General features: G+C 45.5%; 27 protein-coding genes. 7 read left to right on the top strand and 20 right to left on the bottom strand.

Annotated features, from left to right (window positions below):
• Positions 1 to 8: 8 nt before the first annotated feature.
• Positions 9 to 938, bottom strand: a complete 930-nt coding sequence (locus ACLSSO_RS05995; RefSeq protein WP_413944352.1) for a ParA family protein — start codon at positions 936 to 938, stop codon at positions 9 to 11.
• Positions 939 to 1,008: 70 nt separating this feature from the next.
• Complete coding sequence (locus tag ACLSSO_RS05990) at positions 1,009 to 1,269, bottom strand: hypothetical protein (RefSeq protein WP_413944351.1); 261 nt, start codon at positions 1,267 to 1,269, stop codon at positions 1,009 to 1,011.
• A gap of 215 nt (positions 1,270 to 1,484) precedes the next feature.
• On the opposite strand from ACLSSO_RS05990, the gene ACLSSO_RS05985 reads away from it, so the two are divergent.
• Both ACLSSO_RS05985 and ACLSSO_RS05980 read left to right on the top strand, forming a co-directional pair.
• Entirely contained in the window at positions 1,485 to 2,159 is a 675-nt protein-coding gene (locus tag ACLSSO_RS05985; protein WP_413944350.1) for an RluA family pseudouridine synthase, read from the top strand.
• A gap of 68 nt (positions 2,160 to 2,227) precedes the next feature.
• The gene (locus ACLSSO_RS05980) at positions 2,228 to 2,737 is read left to right on the top strand and encodes a hypothetical protein (RefSeq protein WP_295904568.1); all 510 of its coding nucleotides are present in this window, start codon (positions 2,228 to 2,230) and stop codon (positions 2,735 to 2,737) included.
• 1 nt (position 2,738) lies between these two features.
• On the opposite strand, the gene ACLSSO_RS05975 is transcribed toward ACLSSO_RS05980, so the two are convergent.
• From ACLSSO_RS05975 to ACLSSO_RS05955, 5 genes are read right to left on the bottom strand one after another with little or no spacing between them, the layout of a single operon-like run.
• Positions 2,739 to 4,757 (bottom strand): ATP-dependent helicase, encoded by a 2,019-nt coding sequence (locus tag ACLSSO_RS05975; protein WP_413944349.1) that lies wholly within the window; start codon positions 4,755 to 4,757, stop codon positions 2,739 to 2,741.
• A gap of 22 nt (positions 4,758 to 4,779) precedes the next feature.
• Positions 4,780 to 5,220: a hypothetical protein gene (locus ACLSSO_RS05970; RefSeq protein WP_295904561.1), complete on the bottom strand. Its 441-nt coding sequence runs from the start codon at positions 5,218 to 5,220 to the stop codon at positions 4,780 to 4,782.
• 13 nt (positions 5,221 to 5,233) lie between these two features.
• Complete coding sequence (locus ACLSSO_RS05965) at positions 5,234 to 6,163, bottom strand: hypothetical protein (protein ID WP_295904558.1); 930 nt, start codon at positions 6,161 to 6,163, stop codon at positions 5,234 to 5,236.
• Positions 6,164 to 6,208: 45 nt separating this feature from the next.
• Positions 6,209 to 7,597 carry a class II fumarate hydratase gene (gene fumC, locus ACLSSO_RS05960; RefSeq protein ID WP_413944348.1) on the bottom strand — a complete coding sequence of 463 codons (1,389 nt, stop codon included), beginning with the start codon at positions 7,595 to 7,597 and terminating at the stop codon, positions 6,209 to 6,211.
• Positions 7,598 to 7,627: 30 nt separating this feature from the next.
• The gene (locus ACLSSO_RS05955) at positions 7,628 to 8,395 is read right to left on the bottom strand and encodes an SDR family NAD(P)-dependent oxidoreductase (protein ID WP_413944347.1); all 768 of its coding nucleotides are present in this window, start codon (positions 8,393 to 8,395) and stop codon (positions 7,628 to 7,630) included.
• 151 nt (positions 8,396 to 8,546) lie between these two features.
• Here ACLSSO_RS05955 and ACLSSO_RS05950 point away from each other — a divergent pair, with 151 nt between their 5' ends.
• The 3 genes from ACLSSO_RS05950 to ACLSSO_RS05940 are packed head-to-tail and all read left to right on the top strand — an operon-like array spanning position 8,547 to position 10,351.
• Positions 8,547 to 8,942 (top strand): YchJ family protein, encoded by a 396-nt coding sequence (locus ACLSSO_RS05950; RefSeq protein WP_295904549.1) that lies wholly within the window; start codon positions 8,547 to 8,549, stop codon positions 8,940 to 8,942.
• Positions 8,939 to 9,397, top strand: a complete 459-nt coding sequence (locus tag ACLSSO_RS05945; RefSeq protein ID WP_295904546.1) for an EVE domain-containing protein — start codon at positions 8,939 to 8,941, stop codon at positions 9,395 to 9,397. Before ACLSSO_RS05950 ends, ACLSSO_RS05945 begins: the two co-directional genes overlap by 4 nt.
• Positions 9,398 to 9,400: 3 nt before the next feature.
• Positions 9,401 to 10,351: a tRNA dihydrouridine synthase gene (locus tag ACLSSO_RS05940; RefSeq protein ID WP_413944346.1), complete on the top strand. Its 951-nt coding sequence runs from the start codon at positions 9,401 to 9,403 to the stop codon at positions 10,349 to 10,351.
• Here ACLSSO_RS05940 and ACLSSO_RS05935 read toward each other — a convergent pair.
• The 10 genes from ACLSSO_RS05935 to ACLSSO_RS05890 form a co-directional block, all read right to left on the bottom strand.
• Positions 10,348 to 12,702, bottom strand: coding sequence for a hypothetical protein (locus tag ACLSSO_RS05935; protein WP_413944345.1), 2,355 nt, complete (start codon positions 12,700 to 12,702; stop codon positions 10,348 to 10,350). The genes ACLSSO_RS05940 and ACLSSO_RS05935 overlap by 4 nt on opposite strands.
• Before the next feature lie 116 nt (positions 12,703 to 12,818).
• Complete coding sequence (locus ACLSSO_RS05930) at positions 12,819 to 13,373, bottom strand: class I SAM-dependent methyltransferase (RefSeq protein WP_295904537.1); 555 nt, start codon at positions 13,371 to 13,373, stop codon at positions 12,819 to 12,821.
• A 110-nt stretch (positions 13,374 to 13,483) separates the two neighbouring features.
• Positions 13,484 to 14,572 (bottom strand): tRNA-dihydrouridine synthase family protein, encoded by a 1,089-nt coding sequence (locus ACLSSO_RS05925; protein WP_413944344.1) that lies wholly within the window; start codon positions 14,570 to 14,572, stop codon positions 13,484 to 13,486.
• A 41-nt stretch (positions 14,573 to 14,613) separates the two neighbouring features.
• A complete protein-coding gene (locus tag ACLSSO_RS05920) occupies positions 14,614 to 15,879 on the bottom strand; it encodes a hypothetical protein (protein ID WP_413944343.1) in 1,266 nt (421 codons plus the stop codon).
• A complete protein-coding gene (locus ACLSSO_RS05915; protein ID WP_295904862.1) occupies positions 15,880 to 16,623 on the bottom strand; it encodes a TIGR02147 family protein in 744 nt (247 codons plus the stop codon). It abuts the gene before it with no gap.
• A 70-nt stretch (positions 16,624 to 16,693) separates the two neighbouring features.
• Positions 16,694 to 17,212 (bottom strand): DUF6580 family putative transport protein, encoded by a 519-nt coding sequence (locus ACLSSO_RS05910; protein WP_295904864.1) that lies wholly within the window; start codon positions 17,210 to 17,212, stop codon positions 16,694 to 16,696.
• 33 nt (positions 17,213 to 17,245) lie between these two features.
• Positions 17,246 to 19,183: an acetate--CoA ligase gene (gene acs / locus ACLSSO_RS05905; RefSeq protein ID WP_295904865.1), complete on the bottom strand. Its 1,938-nt coding sequence runs from the start codon at positions 19,181 to 19,183 to the stop codon at positions 17,246 to 17,248.
• Between the two features lie 47 nt (positions 19,184 to 19,230).
• Positions 19,231 to 20,016 (bottom strand): sulfite exporter TauE/SafE family protein, encoded by a 786-nt coding sequence (locus tag ACLSSO_RS05900; protein WP_413944342.1) that lies wholly within the window; start codon positions 20,014 to 20,016, stop codon positions 19,231 to 19,233.
• 12 nt (positions 20,017 to 20,028) lie between these two features.
• On the bottom strand, positions 20,029 to 20,463 hold the full coding sequence (locus ACLSSO_RS05895; RefSeq protein ID WP_413944341.1) for a DUF6691 family protein: 435 nt from the start codon (positions 20,461 to 20,463) through the stop codon (positions 20,029 to 20,031).
• A gap of 1 nt (position 20,464) precedes the next feature.
• A complete protein-coding gene (locus ACLSSO_RS05890) occupies positions 20,465 to 20,881 on the bottom strand; it encodes a YeeE/YedE family protein (RefSeq protein ID WP_413944340.1) in 417 nt (138 codons plus the stop codon).
• A 270-nt stretch (positions 20,882 to 21,151) separates the two neighbouring features.
• Between ACLSSO_RS05890 and ACLSSO_RS05885 the strand changes: the two genes are divergently transcribed.
• Positions 21,152 to 22,012 (top strand): MBL fold metallo-hydrolase, encoded by an 861-nt coding sequence (locus tag ACLSSO_RS05885; RefSeq protein WP_295904871.1) that lies wholly within the window; start codon positions 21,152 to 21,154, stop codon positions 22,010 to 22,012.
• On the opposite strand, the gene ACLSSO_RS05880 is transcribed toward ACLSSO_RS05885, so the two are convergent.
• Positions 21,995 to 22,600: a Crp/Fnr family transcriptional regulator gene (locus tag ACLSSO_RS05880; RefSeq protein WP_295904873.1), complete on the bottom strand. Its 606-nt coding sequence runs from the start codon at positions 22,598 to 22,600 to the stop codon at positions 21,995 to 21,997. The genes ACLSSO_RS05885 and ACLSSO_RS05880 overlap by 18 nt on opposite strands.
• Positions 22,601 to 22,667: 67 nt before the next feature.
• Positions 22,668 to 24,584, bottom strand: a complete 1,917-nt coding sequence (gene dnaK, locus ACLSSO_RS05875; RefSeq protein ID WP_413944339.1) for a molecular chaperone DnaK — start codon at positions 24,582 to 24,584, stop codon at positions 22,668 to 22,670.
• Between the two features lie 389 nt (positions 24,585 to 24,973).
• Between dnaK and ACLSSO_RS05870 the strand changes: the two genes are divergently transcribed.
• Complete coding sequence (locus tag ACLSSO_RS05870; protein ID WP_413944338.1) at positions 24,974 to 25,294, top strand: hypothetical protein; 321 nt, start codon at positions 24,974 to 24,976, stop codon at positions 25,292 to 25,294.
• Positions 25,295 to 25,341: 47 nt separating this feature from the next.
• Here ACLSSO_RS05870 and dnaJ read toward each other — a convergent pair whose 3' ends face one another.
• Positions 25,342 to 26,463, bottom strand: a complete 1,122-nt coding sequence (gene dnaJ / locus ACLSSO_RS05865; RefSeq protein WP_413944809.1) for a molecular chaperone DnaJ — start codon at positions 26,461 to 26,463, stop codon at positions 25,342 to 25,344.
• Positions 26,464 to 26,557: the final 94 nt, after the last annotated feature.

Here is a 26,557-nt window from a genome sequence, read left to right as displayed (position 1 = left end):
ACAACCTCTTAGACAAATCCTAACATTTCACGTGTCACAAAATCGTAATCCGCTTTCACCGGAGATTTCCCGGCAAAAAGGCTTTTTCCCGAACGAACGGTGTTTTTCACCTCTGACGAAGTTCGAATATAACCCTTCATCAGTGAATCCTCAAAAGATTCGATGCACTTCTGTAAAAGTTCATGGCTCGTGTTCTCACGGCCGTCGAACTTCGTGAAAAGAATCTTCTTTGTAAACTCCAAGTCGAAATCACGCTTGATATCGTCAAGCTCAGTCAGATTCTTCTGCAAGCCCAAAAAAGCAAATTTATCAGGGTTCACTGGCAAGATCACTTCATCCGAAGCCACCGTCACGGCCGTATTCACCGCGCTCAATGCCGGAGCTGTGTCGATCAAAATAAGATCGTAGCGATGCTTGATTTTTTCTAAGGGACCTTTCACGATTTGCGCCCAATTGCGATTGGAATTTAGCAAAACGCGATCCAAAACTGAATTGTTCAAAGAAGACGGAATCAGATCCACATGCGGTTCTACAAAACGCACACACTCTTCAATGCTTTTGCGTTTTTCCGCAATATCAACCCACACCGGAAGACTTTCATCCTCCACACCCAAGGCAAAACTTAAATTTGCTTGCTGATCAAGATCGATAAATAAAACACGCGCACCATACATCGCTGCACGCAGGCCCATGTTCAGCACGGAAGTCGTTTTTGCAACTCCGCCCTTGAGCATCTGAATGGAAATGACTTTGTGAGGATATTTATAGCCTTCCGCAAGCAAAACCGCGCGAACTTCTCCTGGCATCAGCCACAAGGATTTGATTTTTTTCTTCAGTGCGGTTTCAGCCTTCTTTTTAACTTCGCTGGAAGAGATTTCCATGAAAGAGGCCAAATCACTGAGAGTGATGCAAAATTCCTGCTGCGCCAATGTGGACATCGGGATCTCCTCTTGCCTCAAGCGTACATAGAGGTTTTCTCAAGAGCAAGAACAGCGCACAGAGTTATTATCACAACTCAGGAGGACTAAAATCTTCAAGATGTTGGACCTCCTCCTTCAACTGAGACCTCATGTCTTCAATGTCAAACTGATAGGACCAGAGTAATTGCTCACGCATTTTGCGAAACTGCCAGACTTGTTCGGGGGTCAAAGGGCGCATGGATTCGATAAGACGACGCAAATGCAGGTCCACCTCCCTTTTAAAGTCACCGTAATCAGTATCATCTTCCGTATCAAGAAACTGTAAGAATTCTTGGACTGCGGGATTCATAGCCACCTCATTCCCTTATTGTGCCTTGCCTCTTAAATGGGACAAATACTGAGGCCGCCTCCTATGCCAAGAATCAGGCCCCTTTCCCTCCGGCTGGGAACTTTTTTCCCGTTTTTAAGCCCCGCAAAGAGCCTTTCTGAGACCTTCGTTTTTATTTCCGTGCATTCCTAGGCCGTCTCCCGTAGAAATCCAGGACACATTTTGAAGGACTGCGAATGAAACCTGTAACTAAACTTCCTGTTGTCGAAAAATCTAAAAACTGGCTGATCGTGAATAAACCGCCAGGAATTTCTGTTCATAACGAAGCAGGTGACGTTCGCAGCATTCTTAAAAAGCAACTGCACCCTGGAACTTTCCACGACATCTACCCCGTTCACCGTTTGGACAAAGAAACAAGCGGCCTTTTGATTGTCGCTACCGAGCAAGAAACCGCTGCCAATTTGTCAGAGCAATTTCAAACTCACAAAGCAGAAAAAATGTACTACGCCGTTTTGCGTGGAGGCATGGACGTATCTGAAGAATGGCAAGAGTGGTCGTTCCCTATTTCTGACAAATCCGAAGGACGTAAAAATCCACAAGGTCTTTTGAAAGACCGCATGGAAGCAAAAACTTTGTACCGCGTGATGAGCTCTAATAAGTTCTTCTCTTTGGTGGAAGTGCGTTTGCTCACGGGCCGTCAGCATCAGATTCGCAAACACGCGGCTTTGGCAAAACATGCTATCGTCGGTGACACTCGCTACGGCGATCCCAAGTACAACGACAAAATGGCAGAGATCTACAAAAATGAACGCATGTACCTGCATGCATTCCGTTTAAGCTTGCCAATCGGAGGGCGTGTGCAGACTTTTGAAACGCCTCTGCCAAATGATTTCCGCGAACTCATGAAATAGATTTTGATAGTCGGCAGAAAGATCATGATTCGCTTTTTGAGTGAGCGAGGGCGCGCCACAATCGAATCATGAAATCTTTGATGCCGTTCTTATTTATCATGGCAATCATTGGTTGCCAAAACTCAGGCTCCGCGACGAGCGCCGACTTTGTCGCTCCTCGCGAGTATATGGGTGACCCTGGGGACTTCATAGGAAATTGGGAAGGCCCTTGTCTCGTCGAAGAATCGATCATCTGTAAAGCTGAAATGCGCGTGAACATGGTGCAAAACCAGTTTTTCATACAGGTCGGCTATTCCATCGGAAAATCTTTTTTTAGCACGGTCTTTGAGCCTCGCCGCATATCTAAAAACGCCTTGATAGATCCTGAAACCTCGATACAAACCGGAGCCATTGATAAGGATGGTTTTTATCTGACTCGCGAGCACGTCGGCAAGATCATCGTTGAACTTAAAAGTGCCGGAGCCATTGCCCTTTCTATTATCCAAGAAGAGAAAAGCAAAACCACCCGCATTACAGGCACAATCAAACGCATAAGCCCCCGTCCCTGCGACGCTTTTGGCTGTTTAGGCGAGAACTAACTTATTTTTTACTGCCAAGCTGACTGTCTAATTTTGAAAGAAAGTTTGCAACCAGGTCCTCACGCTCTTGTCCTACAACAGGACGCGCTCCTAGAGGATATTCTTTGTAGAGTTCCTTCGGAAGCTCCAATAGGAATCTTGAAGGCGTCACAGGACGAACGGCGCCATTTTTTTTCCGTTGCTGACAGCGTGACATCACCAAGCGTTTTTTCGCGCGAGTGACACCGACATAGAACAAACGACGTTCTTCATCAATGTCAGAGCCCAAGTTCTTGTGCGGTAAAAGATCTTCTTCGAGACCCGCCAAAATGACAACAGGGAACTCAAGACCTTTTGAAGCATGCAAAGTCATAAGCTGGATTTTATTCGGCTCTTCTTCTTCCTGGGACACATCATCGCGTAAAAGCATCGAATCCACGAAGGACTTGATATTTTCAATGTCATACGAGCGGCGCCCCAAGTAAGAGTCTAAAATACGGCCAAAGATCTCAACGACCATCCATTTTTTTTCCGCACTTGTCGGATCAGCCGCTGTGCCATAGACGTATTCGCGGTAACCGATGTTTTGAAAGATCTCAACCATCTTCGCGCCCGGCGAAGAACCCACCTGGAAGTCTAAGATGTTTTTAGGAAGGTCTTCGATAAATTTCATCAAGTTATCAATCGACTCTCCGGCTTTATCTTGCACTTCGGCTTCTTTCCAGAAACGGCAGGCGTCGACAAAGTTGATTCTTTTCTTCAAGGCGAACTCGCTGAGTTTCTCAATCGTTGTGTCACCAATGCCTCGCGAAGGCACATTGATGATACGGCGAAGAGAAACCTCATTCGGAGCCAAGGCTTGTTTTAAGTACGCCATCAAATCTTTGATTTCACGTCTGTCAAAGATCGAAGTTCCGCCGGAAATATTGTACGGCATGTTCGCACGACGCAAAGAAGACTCAATCAAGCCTCCTTGAGTGTTGGAACGATAGAGAATTGCAAAGTCTTTGTATTTATAACCTTGGCGTTGGAAGTTTAAAATTTCAGAGACGACAAATTCACATTCATCTTCTTCACGATCAAGCACAAACAACTCAGGAAGCTCACCCGTGTCTTGAGCGGCTTGTGAACGTAAGATCTTGCCATGGCGATTTTTATTTTTAGAAATCGCGGCATTGGCGATAGCAAGAATTTCTGCCGAAGAACGATAATTTCTTTCAAGCTTGATCACTTCGCAGTTCGCGAACTCCTGCGGGAAGTTCAAAATATTTTTTACTTCCGCTCCCCGCCAGCCATAAATCGACTGATCGTCATCACCAACCACTGTCAGGTTGTTATGCGACTTTACGATCTGTGCAATCAAATCCATTTGCATGCGATTGGTGTCTTGAAACTCATCCACCATCACTTGGCTGAAAGAGTTCTGAACTTTTTCTAAAATATCTGGATGCTCTTTGAAAAGCTGCAAAGGCTTAATCAGAAGACCTTCGAAATCCACAACACCCAGGTGCTCTAAACGTTTTGCAAATTTCGGAGCTAAGACTTCAGCCATCTCGTGGTATTCGTCAAAAGCTTCGTTTTGCACGGCAAGGCCCGTGCGGCGGTCATTGATCATCGAAAGAATCTTGTCGACGTCAAATTTATCTTTGCCGGAATTTTTAATATCTTTAATCAAGTCTTTCAGAATGGAATTGCAATCGCTTTGATCGACGATTCCAAAGTACGGAGACAGATTGGCGTGCTTGTGAAAACGACGCAAAATTTGCAATCCAAAAGAGTGGAAAGTCCCTGCCCAGAGACCTTTCCCCGTATTGCCAAGCTTTGCTTGCACGCGGTGTTTTAATTCGCGCGCGGCTTTGTTTGTGAACGTAAGAACGCAGATCTCTTGAGCCTGTGCGACTCTTTCAGAAATCACTCGTCCCGTTCTTGAAACAAGAACCGTCGTTTTACCTGAACCCGCACCTGCTAAAATAAGCAAAGGGCCGTAATTGTGTTTTACGGCCTTCTGCTGCTCGGGGTTCAACCCTTTAAGCCAATCCATGAAATCTCGTTCGAAATAAAGACTATGTTCTGTTGTGGATCAATGTGCGCACTTCGTCTTCGAAAACCACTTCGATTTTGTCAGACATTGCGTCTTTGATGAAACCCATACCGAATTTTGGATGTTGAAGTTTTGTGTTTTTCTCAAACTTCGCCTTCATATTGTAAGACGCTGTTGGAGCTCCTTCGTTCGACATCAACATTTCGTATTCGTTGCGGTGGCTGGATTTGCGTGAGTTCAACGTTTGTTCACGTTTTTTCGCCGCAGCACCTGTCAATGGTTTACCCGTGCGAGTTTGCGCTTTCGGAAGAGAGTACGTCTTTTGCGAACCGCAGATTTCGCATTTGATTTTCGCCGAAGTCGAAGACGTGTGAGCTAGAACCACGTGGTATCTATCTGCATCACATTTCTTACAGAACGCAAAAAAAGACTTCGCGACAGGGGGCAGGGTATTCATCGACATTTTTTCTTCCTATCTAGTATTGTTGTTTCAAATTATAAATCATCAATTTTTCATCTAACTTCTTTTGAGCGATCTCGCCTGCGCTGAGGTAAAAAGGCCCTTCACTGCGCTCAATGCGCTGTTGGAAGTTCAACATGCTCTCTTCATTTTTCGGATCAATGAAAGTTCCCGTTGGTCCGTAGTTTTCCAAGAACGCTAAGTCTGGTTCTTTATTAAAGAACTTTTCCCAGCAATGCGTATTTACTTGCACACGATACGTGATCGTCTTTGCGTGCGAGTGCACCGGAGCATAAGCGCCGATGACCTCCAAGTGACCGTAGTGAGAGTGCAGCTTTAAAGCCGGGCTTCCCCACTGAGTCATTCCTGAACACTGTTCGACGTTAGCATACCACAGACCGAACGCTTTGGACAGAAAGCCCAGACCGTAAAGTCCGCCGTCTGGAAGCAACGAGTTGATCGAACACAGGTTGTGCGCGACCCACTCCCCACGATGCATCGTCGGAATGATAATGAAGAGAGACAATGGAACCCAGTCCATATCATCCAAAGAAGTCACTTCTTTTAGCACACCCGATGTCTTGATTGGAGAATTTGTTGCTGGATATTTTTTTGGATCAAGAACTTCGCGCATCTCTTTTGTGAGGGCGGAAGGTTTCGCGGCGAAACCCGCAACGAAGCCTGGCATCACAGCGCAGTCATAGAAAACCCAACGAGGCATCGCCATATTGGAAGGACCAAACGCGCGTTCTTCGATGGAGTAAATGCGATCTGCAAAAGCGATTTCACTGATATCCAGAGGATCTTTAAAGACCGGTTCTTTTTTGAACCAATCCAAACGATGAACGGAGCCTGGCAGTGCGATTTGATTTTCTGGACGAACAAAAACATACGGGCGAATATCATCGCGCTCCATCCAGCTCGCTTTTGCCAACAACGAATTCATTTAATACTGCTCCAGTTCCGGGGCTCGGCCCCTCCACTCTGCGGCCTATCGGCCTGTCATCTCTTCAGGTTTTACTATCTTATCAAATTCTTCGCCAGAAAGGAGTCCAAGATTGATGGCTTCTTCGCGCAGTGTTGTGCCATTTTTATGGGCAGTTTTGGCTATTTTCGCTGCGTTGTCATAGCCAATGTGAGGATTCAGCGCGGTTACGAGCATTAATGAGTTGTCGAGGTGCTTTTTAATCTGTTTTGTGTTTGCTTCAATGCCGACCACGCAATGATCCGTGAAGGACTCGCAAGCGTCCGCAAGCAAACGAATGGAGTTGAGCACATTAAAAACAATCAATGGTTTAAACACATTGAGTTCAAAGTGCCCCGTGGCTCCGCCTACACTCACTGCGACGTTATTTCCCATCACTTGCGCACAGACCATAGTCATGGCTTCGCTTTGAGTGGGGTTCACTTTCCCGGGCATGATGGAACTTCCCGGTTCGTTTTCAGGCAATTGAAGCTCACCAATACCGCAGCGAGGTCCAGACCCCAGCATACGGATGTCGTTCGCAATTTTCATCAGGGACACGGCGACGGAATTAAGCGCACCACTCACCTCCACCAAGGCATCGTGAGTCGCTAAAGCTTCAAATTTATTTTCGGCTGAAACAAACGGAAGCTTCGTTTCATGCGCGATGGCTTTCGCTGCTTCTTCTGCAAATTGCGGATGAGTGTTCAATCCCGTGCCGACTGCTGTTCCACCAAGAGCAAGCTCATAGAGATGCGGCAACGTGTTTTTCACTCTTTGAATGGAATGTTTCATTTGTGTCGCGTAACCAGAAAACTCTTGGCCGAGTGTTAATGGGGTTGCATCCATCAAATGTGTGCGACCAATTTTCACGATGTCTTTAAAGTCTTGTTGTTTGTGTTCAAGAGCGCGGTGCAACTTTTCCATCATGGGAATCAAGCGGTGATGAATTTGTTCACCGACGGCAATATGCATCGCAGTTGGGAATGTGTCGTTGGAGGACTGTCCTCTATTCACATCATCATTGGGATGAATGTCTTTGCTAGGAAGTTTTATTCCCATCATATCCATCGCGCGATTGGCAATCACTTCATTGGCATTCATGTTCGTTTGAGTTCCTGAACCTGTTTGCCATACCACCAATGGAAAATGCGCATCGAGTTTTCCTAAGATCACTTCATCCGCCGCTTTTACGATCACATCGGTTTTCTTTTGATCGAGAAGTCCCAGCTTATGATTTGTCAAAGCCGCGCATTTTTTTAAAATCCCCAAGGCGCGAATCATTTCTCGAGGGAAACGGTCTCCACCAATACGAAAATTCTGCGTGGATCTTTGTGTTTGCGCTCCCCAGAATTTATCCGCTGGCACTTGCACCTCACCCATGGTGTCTTTTTCTATACGAAAACTTTGTCCCATTTTACTACTCCAGTTCCGGGCCTCTGCCCTTCACACTGTGCCGTGACGGGCCACTTGCCCGACGTGAGCTTGGTCTGTTGGATAAATAACAAGTTCTTGAATATTTACGTGAGCCGGACGCGCCACACACCACGCAATGGTTTCTGCGATGTCGGAAGCTTGAAGCGGTGTCATGCCCTCATAAACTTTATCAGCCTTAGCTTGATCGTTAAAACGCACCATCGAAAACTCTGTGCTCACCATGCCCGGCTCAATATTCGTGACACGAATTTTACTTCCTAAAAGATCCATACGGAGTCCTTCAGACAGCGCACGCACGGCAAACTTTGTGGCGCAGTAAACGCCACCGCCCGGATAAGTCCAACGTCCCGCGACCGAACCAAGATTCACAACATGACCTGAATTTTTACGAACCATGTGCTCGATCACTCCGCGGGTCATGAAGAGCAAACCTTTGATGTTGGTGTCGATCATTGTCTCCCAATCATCTAAGGAAGACTCTTGCATTTTGTCGGTGCCTTTGGCGAGACCTGCGTTGTTCACCAAAACTTCGACTTGGGAAATTTCTGTTTGATGAGATTTTAAAAATTCACTCACTTCAAAACGATCTGAAACATCAAACTGCGCAAGCTTCACCGAAACAGTGGGAAATTTACTTTTAATCTCTTTTTCAAGCTCGAGAAGTTTTTCCTGACGGCGCCCCGTCGCTAAAATTGAAAATCCTTGTCCTGCTAACGCCAAAGACGTGGCCCAGCCGATGCCTGAAGTGGCTCCTGTGATAAGTGCCCATTTCGCCATACTTTCACCTCAAACTAAAACGATAACAGTCCCCTCTCTTAAAGGGTATCAAGCACCACGATAATGCCCCGCAATACAGATAGGTACGGCGTACCTTTTCTGGTACGACGGATGTCGGCAGTGTGTAGGGCCACAGGCCCGGAGATAAAATATGAAATGTCCGTGTGGTTCTGGAAAATCTTATGTTGAATGTTGTGGTGTTTATCACTCAGGGAAAGCTTTGGCTCCGACGGCGGAAGCTTTGATGCGTTCGCGCTATTCGGCGTTTGCTAAAAATCAAATGCAGTACTTGCGTGACACGACGGATCCGCAAACTTTGGATCTGATCGATGACGACGCCAATAAAGAATGGGCTGAAAGAGCGAAGTTTTTAAAACTTGAAATCGTGCACGCCGAAGAAAAAGGTACGAAGGGCACGGTGGAGTTTAAAGCTTTTTATTCCGTTGACGATGAAGATTATGTTCACCATGAAGTCAGCACGTTTCGCAAACAAGCTGGCGAATGGTTTTTTAAATCTGGAAAAATCAAAGCGGAGAAAAGCAAATGAAATACTGGCTGATGAAATCAGAACCGGATGTTTATTCTATTGATCAACTCCACAAAGATAAAACAACTCCGTGGGAAGGTGTGCGCAATTACCAGGCTCGCAACTACATGCAAAAAGACATGCAAGTGGGTGACCTTGTTTTATTCTATCACTCGAATGCCGAGCCACCTGGAGTTGCAGGTATCGCGAAAGTTTCAAAGCTTGCGTTTCCTGATAAAACTCAGTTCGAAAAAAAATCAGAATACTTTGATGCCAAAGCCACGAAAGAAAAACCGATTTGGTTTTGCGTGGAAGTTGAATACGTTGCGAAATTTAAAAATCTTGTGAGCCTTTCAGATCTTCGCGACAATGAGAAGCTTTCTGATATGGTGGTTCTGCAAAAAGGCTCTCGTCTTTCTGTTCAGCCTGTTGAAAAGAAACACTTCGACATCGTTAAAAAAATGGGTGGCCTTTAGTTCATGAAACTGTTTTTGGCTCCGATGGAAGGTGTGGTTGATTGGGTGATGCGTGATACGCTGACTCACATTGGTGGTATTGACCAATGTGTGACGGAGTTTTTGCGCGTCACAGATCGTCTGCATCCAGAAAGTGTTTTTTATAAAAACTGTCCGGAGTTAAAAACAAATTCGCGCACTCGTTGGGGCACTCCTGTCTTTGTGCAACTTCTTGGCGGCCACGCTGAGCCTTTAGCACTGAATGCACAGAGAGCTGTGAAACTGGGTGCTTTGGGTGTTGATTTAAATTTCGGCTGCCCAGCTAAAACGGTGAACCGACATGATGGCGGAGCAAGTCTTTTAAAATCCTGCGATCGCGTTTTCACAATCGTCGATACGGTTCGTAAGGCCATTCCCGCTGAGGTTCCGGTGACGGCAAAAATTCGTTTGGGATTTGACGATCCTACTCGCTGTATTGACATTGCCCAAGCGGTGGAAGCGGCCAATGCCACTTGGCTCACGATTCATTGTCGCACGAAAACAGATGGTTATAAACCACCTGCGTATTGGGAATGGATTCCTCGTATTAAAGAAAAAACAAAAACCAAGATTATCGCCAATGGTGAGATCTGGAACGTTGCTGATTTTCATCGCTGTGTGGAAGTCACGGGCTGTGAAGATTATATGATCGGCCGCGGGGTCATGAGCAATCCATTCATCTTTAAACAGATCAAGCAAAGTCTTTCGCAAGAACCAGTGGAAGACATGTCTTGGGAAAAAGCAAAACCTCTGCTTCCGCAATTCTTTGAAGCGAGCACGCTTTATATTAACGACTACTTTGCAGTTTCCCGCACGAAACAGTGGTTGAAGGCTTTGTCGTTAAAAAATGGCGAAGCGAAACAAGTTTTTGATGAAATCAAAATTCTAAAAAAACCGGCTGAATTTAAAGAAAATCTCGAGCGTATTTGCAACTAGTAAACAGGCGTATACTGAACGCGAGTTCCACTTTGCGAAAGCTCATGATTTAAAGAATCTAAAGCATCTTGAAATGATTTACGGATCAATTCTCTTTCTCGTGTTGTTAAACGCAGACTTTCAGCTTCTCCCATTAAGAGCTTCACGCCTCCCCTATTAAGCTCTTGTGTTCGCATATCCACCCCGAAAGTGAGACCCTTTAAACGGTGTGATTCCATTTTTGAGCTCAGAGCCTTGCGCAGTTTCTTTTCAACGGCCTCGCCCTGATTGGCCAAAATATTGCGGCTTTCAACCTCTTTCACTCCGTCAGAAACAAAAGCCACACGAAATGAGCCCGAATACTTGGAATTGGCTAAGCCGGACAAAATTTTTGTTTTATCTTTCTCTGACAAAGGAGCCGTGGCTACCGATACACAATCATCACCAGAACAAATTGTTTTTAACTTCCCCGGATCCACGGAGCGTCCTACGACGGTTTCGAAAGCTTTCTTCTGCTCGATAAATTCCTTGGTAACGGCTTTTTCCGAAAGCCGTGTTTTTTCTAAAGCACTATTAATAGACGTGGTTTGAACCAATGCCTCCGCCGTTCCTTTTAAATTAGCACCGCCCAAGCCAATGATATCCGCCGAAAGCCCTCCCAAGGCGGCGTCATTGAGATGTGCATTTTCACGCTTGGCAATATAAAGGCCCGGAGAAAACTCGTCCGTGCTCTTTACGTACCGCTCTAAGGTTTGCACATTTTTTTCTGAGAGGCTTTGCAAGCCAAAACGATTGGAAAGAGCCTCTGAAATTTTCTTACTGTCTCCAGAATTCTTTCTTACGATATCAAAAGCGTCCTGATTCAAAGTTGCCCCCTCTAAAACAGAGGTGTCCTTAAATGCCTGGCGCAGGAGCATGCGATCACTTTCAATTGCATTCAGTTTCATTCCCATGGCGACCTGAAGATCTTTTCGCGCAAAAGAATACATATCGTTCGTGGGTGCACCACGAGCGTAACGAGCAGCCAAATTGGCCTGATCCGCTGAAGATCCGACGCCGGCACGAAACCAATCTTGTGCGCGGTCCCCCTCACGTAAGATACGACTGTCCTTTAAATAAGAAGAAAATTCTTCGTTGGTTTCTGTAAATATTTTCTGCAAACGTTTTTCAAGATCTGGAGGAATTTTACCGCCAAAGGCAAAACGCATTGATTTAAAATCGGAATACTTATCAATCACCAACTCCGGGAAATCCTTTTGTAGACTGGACATCTTCTTATCCAGAATGTCTTTGTGAAAGTTTGTAAGACTTGTAACGAGATTTTTATCTTTCAAAGTGTCGTTGAGTTTTTTTATTTGGCTGTTTTCAACGTCAAAGAACAAGTTCTTTGAACTTACACCTTTGTCTGCAAGCGAAATCCATTTTTCATTTTGAGCCACCGTTGTCGGAGAAAATTCGAGGTAGTTTTTAACTAGCTCTCCCCTGTTGGAAAAACGCAGAAGTGGTATTTTTTCAGCAACTGCCAGAGCCTTTTCTTCGTGAGCCAAACGGGCTACGGCAGCCGCAGCTCTTCCACCTTTAACAAAATATCCCGCCATCATGGTTGGATCCACGATATTACCTAAGGCATAACATTTAAGTTCCTCTTGGGCAGCCGGGGTGTAGCAGGCATAGCGATGATATTGTTCTTTGACCTGATCACTCACCATGGCCAGCAATCGCACAAGCTTGTCATTTTGTTCTGCGCTCAACGTCACATCTTCCCGCAGAGGGCGCTCAGAAATCGGCACGTAGGGTTTCGGACGAGCTCTTTCCAAGGATGACATATAGGCTTTCATATCCTGAGCTTGCACATACAAAAAGGCGGCAGAAAGTTTATTTAATTTTTCATCTGAAAGATCGCGATAACGACGGTCTTCTTTCACAAGATCTCGTTTGCAAGCCAACGACTTGTCACACTCTGCGATAAACTCATTACGCCTTTTGTTGCTCGCTTTGAATTTTTCCCAGGTATCATCGACAAAACCCGCTAAGGACACAGACATATCCTTCAAAGAAATGCCTAAATCAATCATGGCGTTTTTATATCCGCGCAAACACGCCATTCCAGCTTTTTCAGCATATTCATTTTGTTGCTTACACAAACCTTGAAAATCACATTTTCGCATCAAGGGTGCCCAATCAGGATGAGCATGAGCTAATTCCGCGCAGTTTTGGCTTTGGACTTCCATCTCACAACTCAAGGTCAGGCGGTCGACAAGTTCTTTGCTTTTTGTTGCGCAGTTTTGAGATTGCTTACAGAGAAGAGCAAGCTGCAGTTTTTCAGCATCAAATGAAAAACCTGTTAAGGAAAGGGCCAAAATAGAAAGCACTTTTACGAAAACCAGACACGTACCTCTGAATTACTTTTCGGAACATTCAGAGAGTTATAAAGATTCAGACAAAAATTCTCATTCAGGGAAAATGATGGCGCCTCAGTTTCACTAAACTAAAACACCTTTTGAAAAATCCAATAAGGGCTTTTTGCTTTAAGCACGTGCAGTTTGAATTCACGCGCAATCCACTCCATGCTTCGTTCTGAGAAAAACACCACATGGGTGAGATCACGACGATAATGCCAGTCATGAAAAGCGGCTTCTCCACGGTGAGCGGAAGTCATAATTCCTAAAAGGCCGCCGGATTTTACAAGACGAAGCAGTTTTTCAATTTCTTGGCGTGGATTATAAAAATGCTCCCACACCTCAGTGCTTGTGACGAAATGATAAGTGCGACGAAGCTGGTCTTGATCCGGGTGATAGAACAAATCGTAGTTCGACGTTTTATAACCTTTCATCTCAAAAAGGACTGAAAGTGAAGGCTTCGGACCACATCCAAAATCCAACATCGAAAGTTGTGAGCGCACAAGGCCTGCGGATTTAAAATAAGTATCGATGTCTTTTACTAGAGGCTCTAGAAAAGCGACGTGTCCCGCACTTCCCTGGTTCTCATGATTGTCGTAGCGCGCTTTTTCATCTTGTGGGCTCAAACGTTCTGTAGGATTCATAAAGATGAGATCACACTCGGCACAATGGAAATAGCTTCTCTCTGGCTTTTTCTCTACTTTAAAAGGTGCTGAATCGGGGGATTGGCAGAGCAGGCAATTCATCTTAAGACCTACTGCCTTAATTCTGTGCGAGGACTCATTTCGATAGAGCCCTCAAAAAATTTCGCAACTCCGGCTGTCATCTCTTCGATGTTTTTTGCTTTCGCACAAATTCCCACCAAAGTATTTCCAAACGGCAGCCACACACTTGTTGTGCGCACATAGAAACGCACTTTTCTCATCGCGAGATCTTCGCCAAAATAATGACGGCAACGCTCGATTAGTTTTAATAAACACTTTCCATACTCAGCACCTTCTTCTTCAGCTGTGCGAGGAGCTCTCAGACCTTCTTTACCTAAAGGAGCGGCAAAACCTAATTCTTCACCAAGCTGCCACAACATCCACGGACGAGCTGCCAATCCACGACCGGCCATCGCCATATCGCAACCAGTTTCTTGCAGCATCATGATCGCATCTTCAGAAGTTTGAATATCGCCATTTCCAATCACAGGAAAATCAACCGCCTTGTGAAGCTGCTTGATTTGCTCCCAATCCGCCGAACCACGGCGTTTCTGGGCTGCCGTTCTTGGATGCAAACACACCCAGCTTGCGCCTGAATTTCGAAGACCTGAAACAAAGCTTAAAAGCTCGTCAAATTCTTTGGTGCTTCCCACCGCCCGCAACTTCACACTGACAGGGATCGACGAATTTTTGACAGTCATACGCACGACTTCAGCGGCGTAGTCAGGATCACCCATCAAAGCCACACCGTAATTATGCTTAAGAGCTTTTTGCACCGGACACCCCATGTTGATGTCGATGGCTTCCGCTCCCCACTCAATCAAACGCTTTACACTTTCCGCAATAGCGTCTTCTTCATTTCCTAGAATTTGTGGAACTAAGCCCGTTTCGTGGGACGCACGCATCGTCTCGGGTGTCTTTTCTAAGTTTTCGCCAGGAATACGGCGGGAGTTGAGCATTTCTGTCGGCCAAATTGTGAATGCATCTTGCGGCAGATATTCCCGCATCACTTCACGCAAAGCTACGTGTGTGAGCCCCACCATGGGTGCTAAACACAAAGGAAAGTTCACCTTCCCATTTAAGATGGGTCTGTGAAGTCCTAGTTTATTTGAGGAAGTGCCTGCCATATCCAAAGCCATGGGCGTCGTTGTACCCGGAAGGCCTTCTTCTGGCAATGGGTTTAAGGAATGAGACAGACTTCGAGAGCCTCTACTTCCTGTTCTAAGCCCTCGTAATTAAAGAAAATACTTGAGCCTATGGTCGTTGCATTCATTCGGACCGTTTTTTCTGCCGGATCAAAGCACGCTGAAGTTCCCAGCATAAACTCAGAAATTCGTTCGTTATCGTCGAAATCAAACAGGACGGGGATAATGGTCTGCGGTTGAGCCCCAAATTCAAACTTAATCCCTTTAAGATTAAAAGCAATCTGCACTTCCGAGTTCACATTGTAGTTCCCAGCCAAGGTGATCAGTTGCCCGGTTTCATTGAATGACCAACGAGTGCCGTGCAAGCGGAGTTTAGTCTCTGCATTCTCATAATCAAAGTAAGGAAGCCCGCAAAGATCGGGAAATGTTTGGCGAACAGCAAGAAGGCGGATTTGTCCCTGCGGAAAAAAGGAAGCCACGGTTCCAATGTCGATCGCCTCTGCGGCACAACGGCTGTCATAGACAAATTTTCCACGTTTGAAATTTTGCACGTTATCTAAAGTCGCCGACTTCAAATGATCCCGATCAAAAAAATCGACAGGAATCTTGTACCAACCGCCCTCTAATTTTTTCTCACCGACTACGATGACGAGATCACCATAATCGGCTTTCGAAAAACGCAGCTCTTGCAGTGTTAAGATGTACTGTTGATAACTGAGTTTTTGAAACTGCTCCGAATTTAAAAGTGCATTGAAATAGCGAGCGGCTTCCGAGCTTTCGTGAATATTAGGAGGAAGGGTGAGTTCTCGATAGATCAACTCATGCATCACCAAAGCGGCCTGATTTTCTATCGAGAGCGCTTGCCACAAATCCAGATTAATCAAGTAACGAAATTGATTTAAAATATTAGGCGCTCTTTGAAAGATCACCTGCTCTAAAGAACAATTTTTTGGAATATAACCAAAGCCGATGTCCCCGGTCGGATTAAACTTCGCATTAGGAATAAACTCGGCCTCATTAAAAAATTCTTTGTACCAACGACGATAAAGAGCGGCCCGTGATTTATTGTGCTTGTCGAACTTAGTTAAAAGATATTCAACACGTTCATCGAGAGTCCCTAGCGCCTGACCATCAAAAATCATTTTGTAGCGAACCTGCGCCTCAAAGAGATCAAAAACCATCAGCGCTTCTTTATCGCACATAACAACAAAGCCACCGTTCCCTTTTTCATACCAGTCCCCGCCACTTGAGGCAAAAGACAGACTGGGGAAAAGAAAAAGGAGCACGAAAAGCCTTTTCATTTAGTTCTCTTTCGAAAGAGGAAAGAGTTGGACGTTGATCATGTAAACCTGGCTCTTCTTTCCTTGCGAAAGAAAATTAGCGAGCTTACGACGGAAAGTGCGGATCATCTGTTTGGCTTCCGGCAGTTTTTTTTCATCCACTGCCAATGTGATGGAGGAAAGATCTCTTTTCTCTACGGCGACCGCCGAAATATTATCCACAATATGGCGAAGAGCATCTTGGTGAGAGAGGCGCAAAAATTCGTTAGGGATGTCCGAAGAAGTCGCTATGGGACCTTTTTCTACCAGAGCCTTTCCGTCTTCAATGGTGATAAACTTCAAACGCTCCAGCCGTTGCAAAGAAGATTCGACGATAGAAGTAGGAATTCCCAATCGTCGCGAAATCCACGCCGAATCCAGTCGGAAATCTTTGGTGGAAATCAAAGACAGAACCGCGAAGTGATACCACTCCACCACAAGAGCGAGTTCATCATCACGCAAGATGCGAGGATCGACAATGCTGCGAGATTTTTTATCGATCTCCGTAAGATAGCAAAAATAGGCTTGTTGTTCTTTATCAAGTCCCAGTTTCTCTGACATTTTCTGAGCCGCTGTGGCGGTGATAGGACGCTCGCCTGCGAAATACTGCGTGACTCGGCCTGGATTGACACCCAAAAGGCGAGCAAACGCGCGCTGTGAGTAGCGCGGATTCTTCGCCTTACGCTGATTAAATTGTGCGAGCAGAAATTCTGAAGATCTGGACATGAAGGAAGTCGTATTGCGACTTCCTAGAAAGTGTCAAAAATAAAAATGTGTTACACGTTTTGCTTGGGAATTACTTTTGAGCCGACGCTCCAAGCATTTCAGGAGCAAAGTATTTCACAGCTTCGTAGCCACCGAACAACAAAGCGGAGAAGAAAAGATCACCATAAATCTGGTTATCAAAGAACGGAATCGCCGCCACATAACAGTTCACAAGGCCTTGCCATGTTGGAGCATACATTCCTTCCATCGCCCAAACACCAAAGTTTGAAATCAGGAAGAACAAAGAACTTGTCACAAGGGACAAAGTTCCGATACGCACAACACTTTTTGAGTCACGCAAAGTCCAACCCAAAAGAACGATCGCGGCAAAAGCAACATAGACAAAAATCATTGTCGAGTGCAGGCCCAAAACAAGGTCGCTCACGAATAATGCCGCCAAAGGAATGATCAAAGATAATTTTTTAGACGGGAAATAAGCTCCACCGAAAAGCGCCATCGCTCCGATGGCCGTAAAATTCCATGGATGTGGAATCAAGCGGCTGAAAGCTGCTGCAAGCACCATCAAAACCAAAGTCATCATTTGTGTCATAGTCTTCCCCTTTAGCGCAAGACGGCAAAATTATCACCGATTCATTCTATTGTCCACCAGTTCTTGGACGACCCCCGGCTCTGAGAGAGTCGTTGTATCGCCTAATTGATCCGGATGGTTTTCCGCAATTTTACGCAGGATTCGGCGCATGATTTTTCCTGAACGCGTTTTAGGAAGTCGCGGTGCCCACTGAATTAAATCCGGAGTCGCAATCGGGCCGATTTCCTTACGAACCCATTGAATAAGTTCCTTGCGTAATTCTTCACTTGGAGTTTCACCTGTTTTTAAAGTGACAAAGGCATAAATGCCCTGCCCCTTAATATCATGAGGATAACCGACAACAGCCGCCTCTGCGACTTTATGGTTAGAAACCAACGCGGATTCAATCTCCGCCGTTCCCAACCGATGTCCTGAAACGTTGATCACATCATCTACACGCCCCGTGATCCAATAATATCCATCCCCATCACGGCGGCAACCATCTCCGGTAAAATAAAATCCCGCATAGTTCGAGAAATAAGTTTCTTCAAAACGCTTGTGATCACGATACACGGTGCGCATTTGTCCCGGCCAGGAATCCGCTATTACCAACACTCCTTCACCAGCTCCGGAAATTTCCTGTCCTTCGTTGGTGAGAAGTTTGGGTTTGATACCAAAAAACGGAAGTGTCGCCGAACCCGGTTTTGTCGGTATCGCTCCTGGAAGCGGTGAAATTAAAATTCCACCGGTTTCCGTCTGCCACCAAGTATCGACGATAGGACAACGCTTATCCCCCACAATATCGTGATACCAAATCCATGCTTCCGGATTAATCGGCTCTCCAACGGACCCCAAAACTCTTAAAGATTTTCGAGATGTTTTTGTGACAAAAGCGTCGCCTTCGCGCATGAGGGAACGAATAGCCGTTGGTGAAGTATAAAAAATAGAGACCTTATGTTTATCGACGACTTCCCAGAAGCGAGATGGAGTTGGGTAATTCGGAACACCTTCAAAGAATAATGTCGTCGCACCATTTGCGAGCGGACCGTAGACGATGTAGCTATGCCCTGTCACCCAACCTACGTCCGCAGAGCACCAGTAAATGTCATTCTCGTGATAATCAAAAACATACTGATGAGTCGCGCTAGCATACACCAAGTATCCCGCCGTCGTATGCAACACACCTTTGGGTTTTCCCGTCGAGCCTGACGTATATAAAATAAACAAAGGATCTTCAGCATCCATTTGCTCAGGCTCACACTGATCACTGACTTCTTTAACAAGATCATGATACCAGAAATCACGATCCTTCTGCATTTCAATCTGATTGTTCGCGTATTTTACGACGATCACTTTTTTAGCGATCGTCGCTTTTTGCAAAGCCTTGTCGATATTTTCCTTGAGAGCAATCAACTTACTACCGCGATAACCTGCATCAGCTGTGATGACGAATTGAGACTCGCCGTCATTGATACGATCTGCGATAGAATCCGGAGCAAACCCTCCAAAAATAACCGAGTGAACCGCACCAATGCGCGTGCAAGCCAGCATTGCAAAAGCAGTTTCGGGAATCATCGGCATGTAAATTGTAACAACGTCGCCTTTTTTGACGCCCATTTTTTTTAGGACATTTGCAAAACGACAGACTTCCTTGTGCAACTCTTTGTAGGTGATTTTTCTGACAGGGACTGAAGGGTTGTCCGGCTCCCACAAAAGAGCCACCTTATCCCCGCGCTTTGCCAAATGACGATCAATACAGTTATAAGAAACGTTTAACTTTCCACCTTGGTACCATTTTATACTGACTGGTTTTTTGAAAGACGTTTCTTTGACTTTATCCCATTTTTTAAACCACTCTAAGCGCTCGGCCTGCTCGGCCCAAAAACCTTCCGGATCTTTGATCGAACGTTCATACATTTCTTTGTATTTTGCTTCATTGATAAGTGCATTTTTTGCGACTTCAGAGGGAACGGGATACAATTCTTTACTCATATAGACCTCACTCTTAAATCGTAATCCTTAAGAGGCTGAGGTCAAATTTATAATTTCATAAGTTGCTGCGCAAAAATTCCTGTCCCCAATAGGAGAACGAAAATACCAAACGCTGGTTTTAATTGGGCCTCAGAAGTTCTTTTTCCAAAATAGGAACCGACAAAGATTCCGCCGACCGCAATAAAAGTCACTAAAAGGAGAAAACTGAAATCAATAGCAACATTGACAGCCACATCACTAGCGAACCCTAAAAGTGAATTCACAGCAATGATCCCTAAAGAAGTGCCTACAGCATGCTTCATAGTGAGCCCGCCTAATACAACTAGAGCCGGCACGATAAGAAAACCACCTCCAGCGCCCACAAAGCCTGTAACGGAACCAACCAAAAAAGCTTTAAAAGCGAAACTAAGGGGCGCCGTTTTCTCAACTGGCAATGTGCTTTTTCGTGGACGCAACATTGACAGGGATGCTGCCAGCATAACTAGGGCAAAACTGCTCATCACCAAAGATTCCTTAGAAATATTCCAGCCCAGCAGGCTTAGGCTCTCCGGAATATAAGGCATTAAAAGACGACGAATAAAAAGAACTCCCAGAAAAGACGGAATTGCAAAAAGAACGCCGCTAGATAAACGAGTGTTTCCGGCTTTCCAGGCTTTTACAAAACCTACGGCACTGGCGACGCCCACGACAAAAAGAGAATAACTTGTCGCTTGAGTTGGTGGCAAAGCAAAGAAGTAAACGAAAAGAGGTACTGACAAAATCGAACCGCCACCGCCTAAAAGGCCCAAGGATATTCCGACTAAAGCGGCACCTATATATCCTAGCACTTCCATATATTTTTCCTTTTAGGTAGTGATTTTCATATAAAGACGATGAAGCAACATTCCCACAACCATCGCGATCACAAAGTAAATAACTTTCTCACCGCCCGTTCCTAGGGACGTGAGCGCAGGCCCAGGACAATATCCCGCAAGGCCCCAACCGATACCAAATAAGGCACTGCCGATGATTAACGGTTTTGTGATCTCTTTACCTCGTGGCACATGCCATTTCGTATCGAACAAAGGACTTTTCTTTCCACGGATCCATCGATACGAAATCGCATGAACGGGAATTGCTCCCATCATCACAAACATCAACGAAGGATCCCATCCCGAACCAAGAGTCAAAAAGCCTAAAACTTTCTGCGGTTGAGTCATGCCTGAAATCGCAAGCCCTATCGCAAACAACAGTCCGACAATCAGAGCGACGAACGCTTGAAGAAGTTTTTGTTTGTTCATATCAAACTCCAATAAAGTTTCTAAATAGAGTTGCGATCAAAATTCCAACACTCATGAAAACGGCGGTGGCTACGAGAGACCGAATCGATAAACGTGAAATCCCACAGACGCCGTGACCACTCGTGCAGCCACTTCCCATCACTGTGCCAAAACCGACAAACAGTCCCGCCAAAATCGTGACTGTCAGCGACCGATCTGTGACTTGAAAAAGCTGCGGTTGATTCACGGCTACCAAGGCACCGCCACCAATAAGTCCTAAAAGAAAAGCTCCGCGCCACAATCTTTCGCCGGAAACGAAACTTAAAAAACCATTGGCAATGCCACTGATCCCCGTCACGCGTCCGTTAAAAATCAACATGAGCGACGACGCGAGTCCAATCATCATGCCGCCGATGAGGGCCATCACGATACTTTCCATTTTTAAAACCCTTTCTGAATTGGCAGTTTCAATTCATTCCAGCGGAGCCTTCATTCTGTTTCAATTTGACTTCTTCGCAAGTAAATTCACGCATAGAGTCCTCGCTTTTATTGCTTCACTCTATCCCCATCCTAGAGCTATTCTGCCTAAAACCATTATGCTCGCGGACATAATCCATTCGACTTTCTTTATGCCCGCCATCATAACGGTCTGGGTTTAAGTTGTATTACTCTGAGATCAGCTTTAAGCCTTATTTTGAGGAGAATGACTATGGCTTTACAAATTCAACATTTCTTCGATCCGACAACATCTACGTTGACGTATGTTGTACACGATCCAAAGACTTTGGATGCCATCGTGATTGACCCTGTGTGGGATTATGATGCGGCCTCGGGAAAGCTCAGCACAAAATCCATGGACCCGGTGATAGCTTATCTTAAAGAGAATAAGCTGAAGCCTCACTATGTGCTTGAGACCCACGCCCATGCAGATCATTTATCGAGTTCACAACTTTTTAAAAATTTCTTTCCAAACATCAAAATCGCCATCGGCGAACGCATCACAGAAGTGCAGAAAACTTTTAAAACGGTTTTCAATCTTTCCGATGTGAATACCAACGGAACAGACTTCGATCTTCTTTTAAAAGAGAACGAGATTTTAGAAGCCGGTTCTTTGAAAATTAAAACTCTTTTTACTCCGGGACATACTCCAGCGTGCGCTTCGTATTTAATTGAAGACGCATTATTCACAGGCGACGCGATCTTTATGCCGGATTCAGGAACAGGTCGTTGCGATTTTCCTCAGGGAAGTGCTGAGGCTTTATACAATTCTGTGACGGAGAAAATTTACTCTCTTCCAGAAAAAACACGCCTTTTCGTGGGTCATGATTATCAACCCAACGACCGTGAACTTCGTTTTCAAACAAGCGTTCAGGAGCAAAAAGAAAAAAACATTCAATTGAATGCCACTGTGAAGAAAGCAGAATTCGTTCGTTTCCGTCAGGAACGCGATGCCACTTTGTCGGCACCGAAACTTTTGTACCCCAGCCTGCAAGTGAATATCCGCGCAGGTCATTTGCCTGCACCGGAAAACAATGGTGTCAGTTATTTGAAATTACCCTTGAGAAAGTAATAAGTCGCGGTTGAGAATCACGATCTCTCGACCGCGCTGTTCGATCAATCCGTCATCGGCAAATTTAGCCAAAGTCCTAATCACCGTAGGCGTTGTGCTTCCGCAGAAGTCAGCAATCTCTTGCCTTGTCCAATCGTATTGAGGATGAAGTTCTTTAAGATAGACCACAGCTTCCGCGATACGAGTTGTGGCGTCTTTTTCGTTTAAGACCAACTGCCTCGCTTCGGCTTGACGAAGCTCTTTGGCAAGAGTTTCCAAAAGTTTTTCCGCTAGGTCACAGTTTCCCTTCATGCGTTCGCGCATTTGGGATTTATTTAAAAAACGAATTTGCGATTCATCGATCACTGTCGCTGTTGCATGGTATTTTTCTTGGGCGAACAGGCTGCGATGACCAAAGATTTGACCTTGTTTAAACAGACGCACCAAATGATCTTTACCGGACTCACCCCAAAGCGCCAGCCCCACAAGACCTGACTCCACAAAATAGATATTCTGCGGTTCTTCACCTGCACGATAAATCACGTCACCGCGCTTGAATGTTTTTAAGGGAGCCTCTGCAAAGAGTTCTTTAAATTCGACTGTATTCATAGAAATTGTGCGCTCAGCACGAAAAAAAAGCCGGGTCTATTCAACCCGGCTTCGAAAAGGAACATTCTTAGTTTACATCTTTGTAGTCAGCGTCGATCACATCGTCGCCTTTGTTTTCAGAAGACTCGCCGCCTTGCTGTTGAGCGCCGCCGCTGCCGTCGCCACCTGCTCCGCCTTGAGCGCCTTGCTTTTTGTAAAGCTCAGACGTCAATTTGTGAGTGATCGCTTGCAACTTCTCAAAGTTTGACTTGAGTTCATCCGCTTCAGCAGCTTTGTTCTCAAGAACTTTTTTCGCATCAGCAATCGCATCGTTCGCAGATTTCACCTCAGACTCAGGAAGTTGAGCGCCTGAATCTTTGATCAACTTCTCAGTTTGGTAAACCAAGTTGTCGAGGTTGTTTCTTTGCGTTGCCGCTTCTGCCTTACGTTTATCTTCTTCAGCATGTCCTTCAGCATCGTTCACTGCACGTTTGATCTCTTCTTCAGAAAGACCTGATTGCGCTGTGATCTTGATCTGTTGTGACTTACCAGATGACATATCTTTTGCATTGACGTGCAAGATACCGTTGGCGTCGATATCGAATGTCACTTCAACTTGAGGCACGCCACGTGGAGCTGGAGGAAGACCTACAAGCTCAAAGCGTCCCAAAGTTTTGTTGTCAGAAGCCATCTTACGTTCACCTTGAAGAACGTGGATGTCCACTGCTGGTTGGTTGTCTGCCGCTGTCGAGAACACTTGTGATTTCTTAGTAGGAATCGCTGTGTTTCTCTCGATCAATGTCGTCATCACGCCACCCAAAGTCTCGATACCAAGGCTGAGTGGAGTTACGTCTAGCAACAACACGTCTTTGACTTCACCGGCCAAGACACCACCTTGAACTGCGGCACCAACTGCCACAACTTCATCTGGGTTCACTGTGCGGTTTGGCTCTTTACCGAAGAAGTCTTTCACTGCTTTTTGGATCGCAGGGATACGAGTCGAACCACCGACTAGAACCACTTCATCGATTTCTGAAGACTTGATACCCGCATCAGCCAAAGCTTTACGGCAAGGCTCCATAGAGCGTTTTACCAGGTCTTCTGTCATTTGATCGAATTTTGCGCGAGACAATCTCGTTTGCAAATGTTTCGGACCTGATTGATCTGCTGTGATGAACGGCAAGTTGATTTCAGTTTCTTGCGCAGAAGAAAGTTCAATTTTCGCTTTCTCTGCCGCTTCTTTCAAGCGTTGCAAAGCCATTTTGTCGTTCTTAAGATCAATACCTTGATCTTTTTTGAACTCTGTAATCAACCATTCCAAGATCACTGTATCGAAGTTGTCACCACCCAAGTGAGTATCACCGTTTGTAGCGCGAACTTCGACAACGCCGTCACCCACTTCAAGGATAGACACGTCGAACGTTCCTCCCCCGAAGTCGTAGATCACGATTTTTTCATCTTTCTTTTTATCAAGACCGTAAGCAAGCGCTGCTGCTGTCGGTTCGTTGATAATACGTTTTACATCAAGACCCGCGATACGACCGGCATCTTTTGTCGCCTGTCTTTGCGCATCGTTGAAATAAGCTGGAACTGTTACAACTGCTTCAGTGACTGGCTCACCCAAATAGTCTTCAGCTACTTTTTTAAGTTTAGCTAGAACCGCTGCACCGATCTCTTCTGGAGACACGTTTTTACCTTGAACCTTGAAGGCACAGTCATTGCCTTTAGCAACAACAGTGTAAGGAACAAGTTTGATTTCTTCTTGAACTTCTTCAAATCTGCGACCGATGAAACGTTTCGCAGAGTAGATTGTGTTCTCCGGATTCGTCACAGCTTGACGTTTGGCAATTTGACCGACCAAACGATCACCATCTTTGGTGTATGCGACAACTGAAGGAGTGGTACGAGCGCCCTCTTCGTTCACGAGAACTTTAGGCTCACCGCCCTCCATAATCGCAACGCACGAGTTCGTCGTTCCTAAGTCGATACCAATTATTTTACCCATACCAAAATCTCCTTAACTTCCATGAATTTAACTGCATTTAGCACTTTAAATGTGGGGCCTTGTTCAGTTTCGTCAAGCTAGCGCAGTTCTTTTTTTATGACAATATTTTAATGAACAATTTCAACACCTTACGGTTATTTAACTCGTGTTATCAGGCACCCTTGGGCATTATGGGTCCTCGCTCCTCTCTTAAATACCCAAACATTTAAGCCCCTCTAGGCCTCGGCGCAAACCCTTCAACGCCGGGGCCTCAATTTCCTAAGGCCTCACTTGCCTTGTTTTGAGGCAACGAAATTAAAAAATTTAAATCTGATTCTAATGTCGTTTTCATGGGCCGGGCGTATCCTGGTTGTGGGTGTACATGCAGAACCTTTCAGAAAGGAATGAATATGACTCATTTGACTTTGAAAATGGCCGCCATCATCGCCTCCTCCCTTGTGATCTTCACTTTGGCGCAAGCCGAAACCCGCGAAGAAAAACGTGCCGCCCGTCAGGAAAAACGCATCGAACAAGGAGAAAAATCCGGTTCACTGACGGAAAAAGAAGCTGCCCGCCTTGAAAAGCAGCAAGAACGCATCGATAAGGCCGAAAACAAAGCCGCCGCCGACGGACAAGTGACGAAGAAAGAAAAAGTTCACTTAGAGAAAATGCAGGACCGCGCAAGTCATAATATCCATCGCGCGAAACACAATAAGAAGCGTGGTGGGTAAATTTATTTTCGAGCTTGAAGAGTTCCGACACTCACCAATGTCGGAACTTATTTCTTCCGTCCAAAAAAACCACCGCCCTCAGGCGCGACTTTCAGACCGCGAGCTTTTGCAATCTCACGCAGAAGTTTTTCTTCGTCTTTATTAAGTTTATCTGGGAATTGCACATTGATATGGAAATAAATGTCCCCGCGACGATTTCCACGCAGTGATGGCAAACCTTCACCTTGAAGTTTTACGTTGTCAGCCGGATGCGCGCCTTTTGGAATTTCCAAATTCGCTTTACCCGTCACTGTTGGAACTTCAATTTCTGCACCTAAAAGCATTTGCACATAAGGCACAGAAAGTTCTGCGAAGAGATCATCTCCACGACGTTCAAAGTGTGAATGAGGTTTCACGCGAATCTCAACATAAAGATCCCCTGGAGGACCTCCCATGTATCCACCCTCACCTTCAGTTGCAACACGAAGACGAGTGCCCGTATCAACTCCAGCCGGAATGTTAAGACGGATCTTACGGTGTTCATTCACGCGGCCTTTGCCCTTGCATGATTTGCATGGATTTTTAATTTGTGTGCCTTGTCCGTGACATTGCGGGCACGTTGATGCCATCGCAAAGAAACCTTGCGAACGCACAACTTGGCCAGAGCCTCCGCACATTGTACAGGTCACAACTTGCGAGCCTTTTTCAGCACCCGTGCCTTTGCAGTCGTCGCAGTTTTTCTCTGTATCGAATTCAATTTCTTTTTCAAGACCTGTGATGACTTCTTTCAAAGTCACTTCAGTGACGTAACGAAGATCAGAACCACGGCGAGGCTCATTGCGATTGCGGCGTTGTCTTTGTTGACTGCCCATGCCTCCACCAAAGAAGTCTCCGAAGATATCGCCAAAGTGTGCGAAAATATCGTCAACATCTTGGAAGCCTGCGCCTCCACCACCGCGACCTGTGAATGCATCGTGACCGAAGCGATCGTATTGCGCGCGTTTTTGTGGATCACTTAAAACTTCGTAAGCTCCAGCGGCTTCTTTGAATTTTTCTTCGGCTTCCTTATTCCCCGGATTTTTATCCGGATGAAATTGCATAGCCAATTTGCGATACGCTTTTTTGATCGCATCTTGTTCTGCATCTTTGGGTACGCCTAAAATTTCGTAGTAGTCTCTTTGAGCCATAATCTTCCGTAAGTCATTGAATGTACGAGTGCAATTCAAAATATGGTGACGACAGAGCTTCCGTCAATGCTTCCTTAGAAAATTTAGTGATTCTCGG

The organism is Bdellovibrio sp. HCB-162 (assembly GCF_047344985.1).
Lineage (GTDB): Bacteria > Bdellovibrionota > Bdellovibrionia > Bdellovibrionales > Bdellovibrionaceae > Bdellovibrio.
The sequence above is the reverse complement of the archived record's forward strand: the minus strand, read 5'-3'. Positions and strand labels throughout refer to the sequence as shown.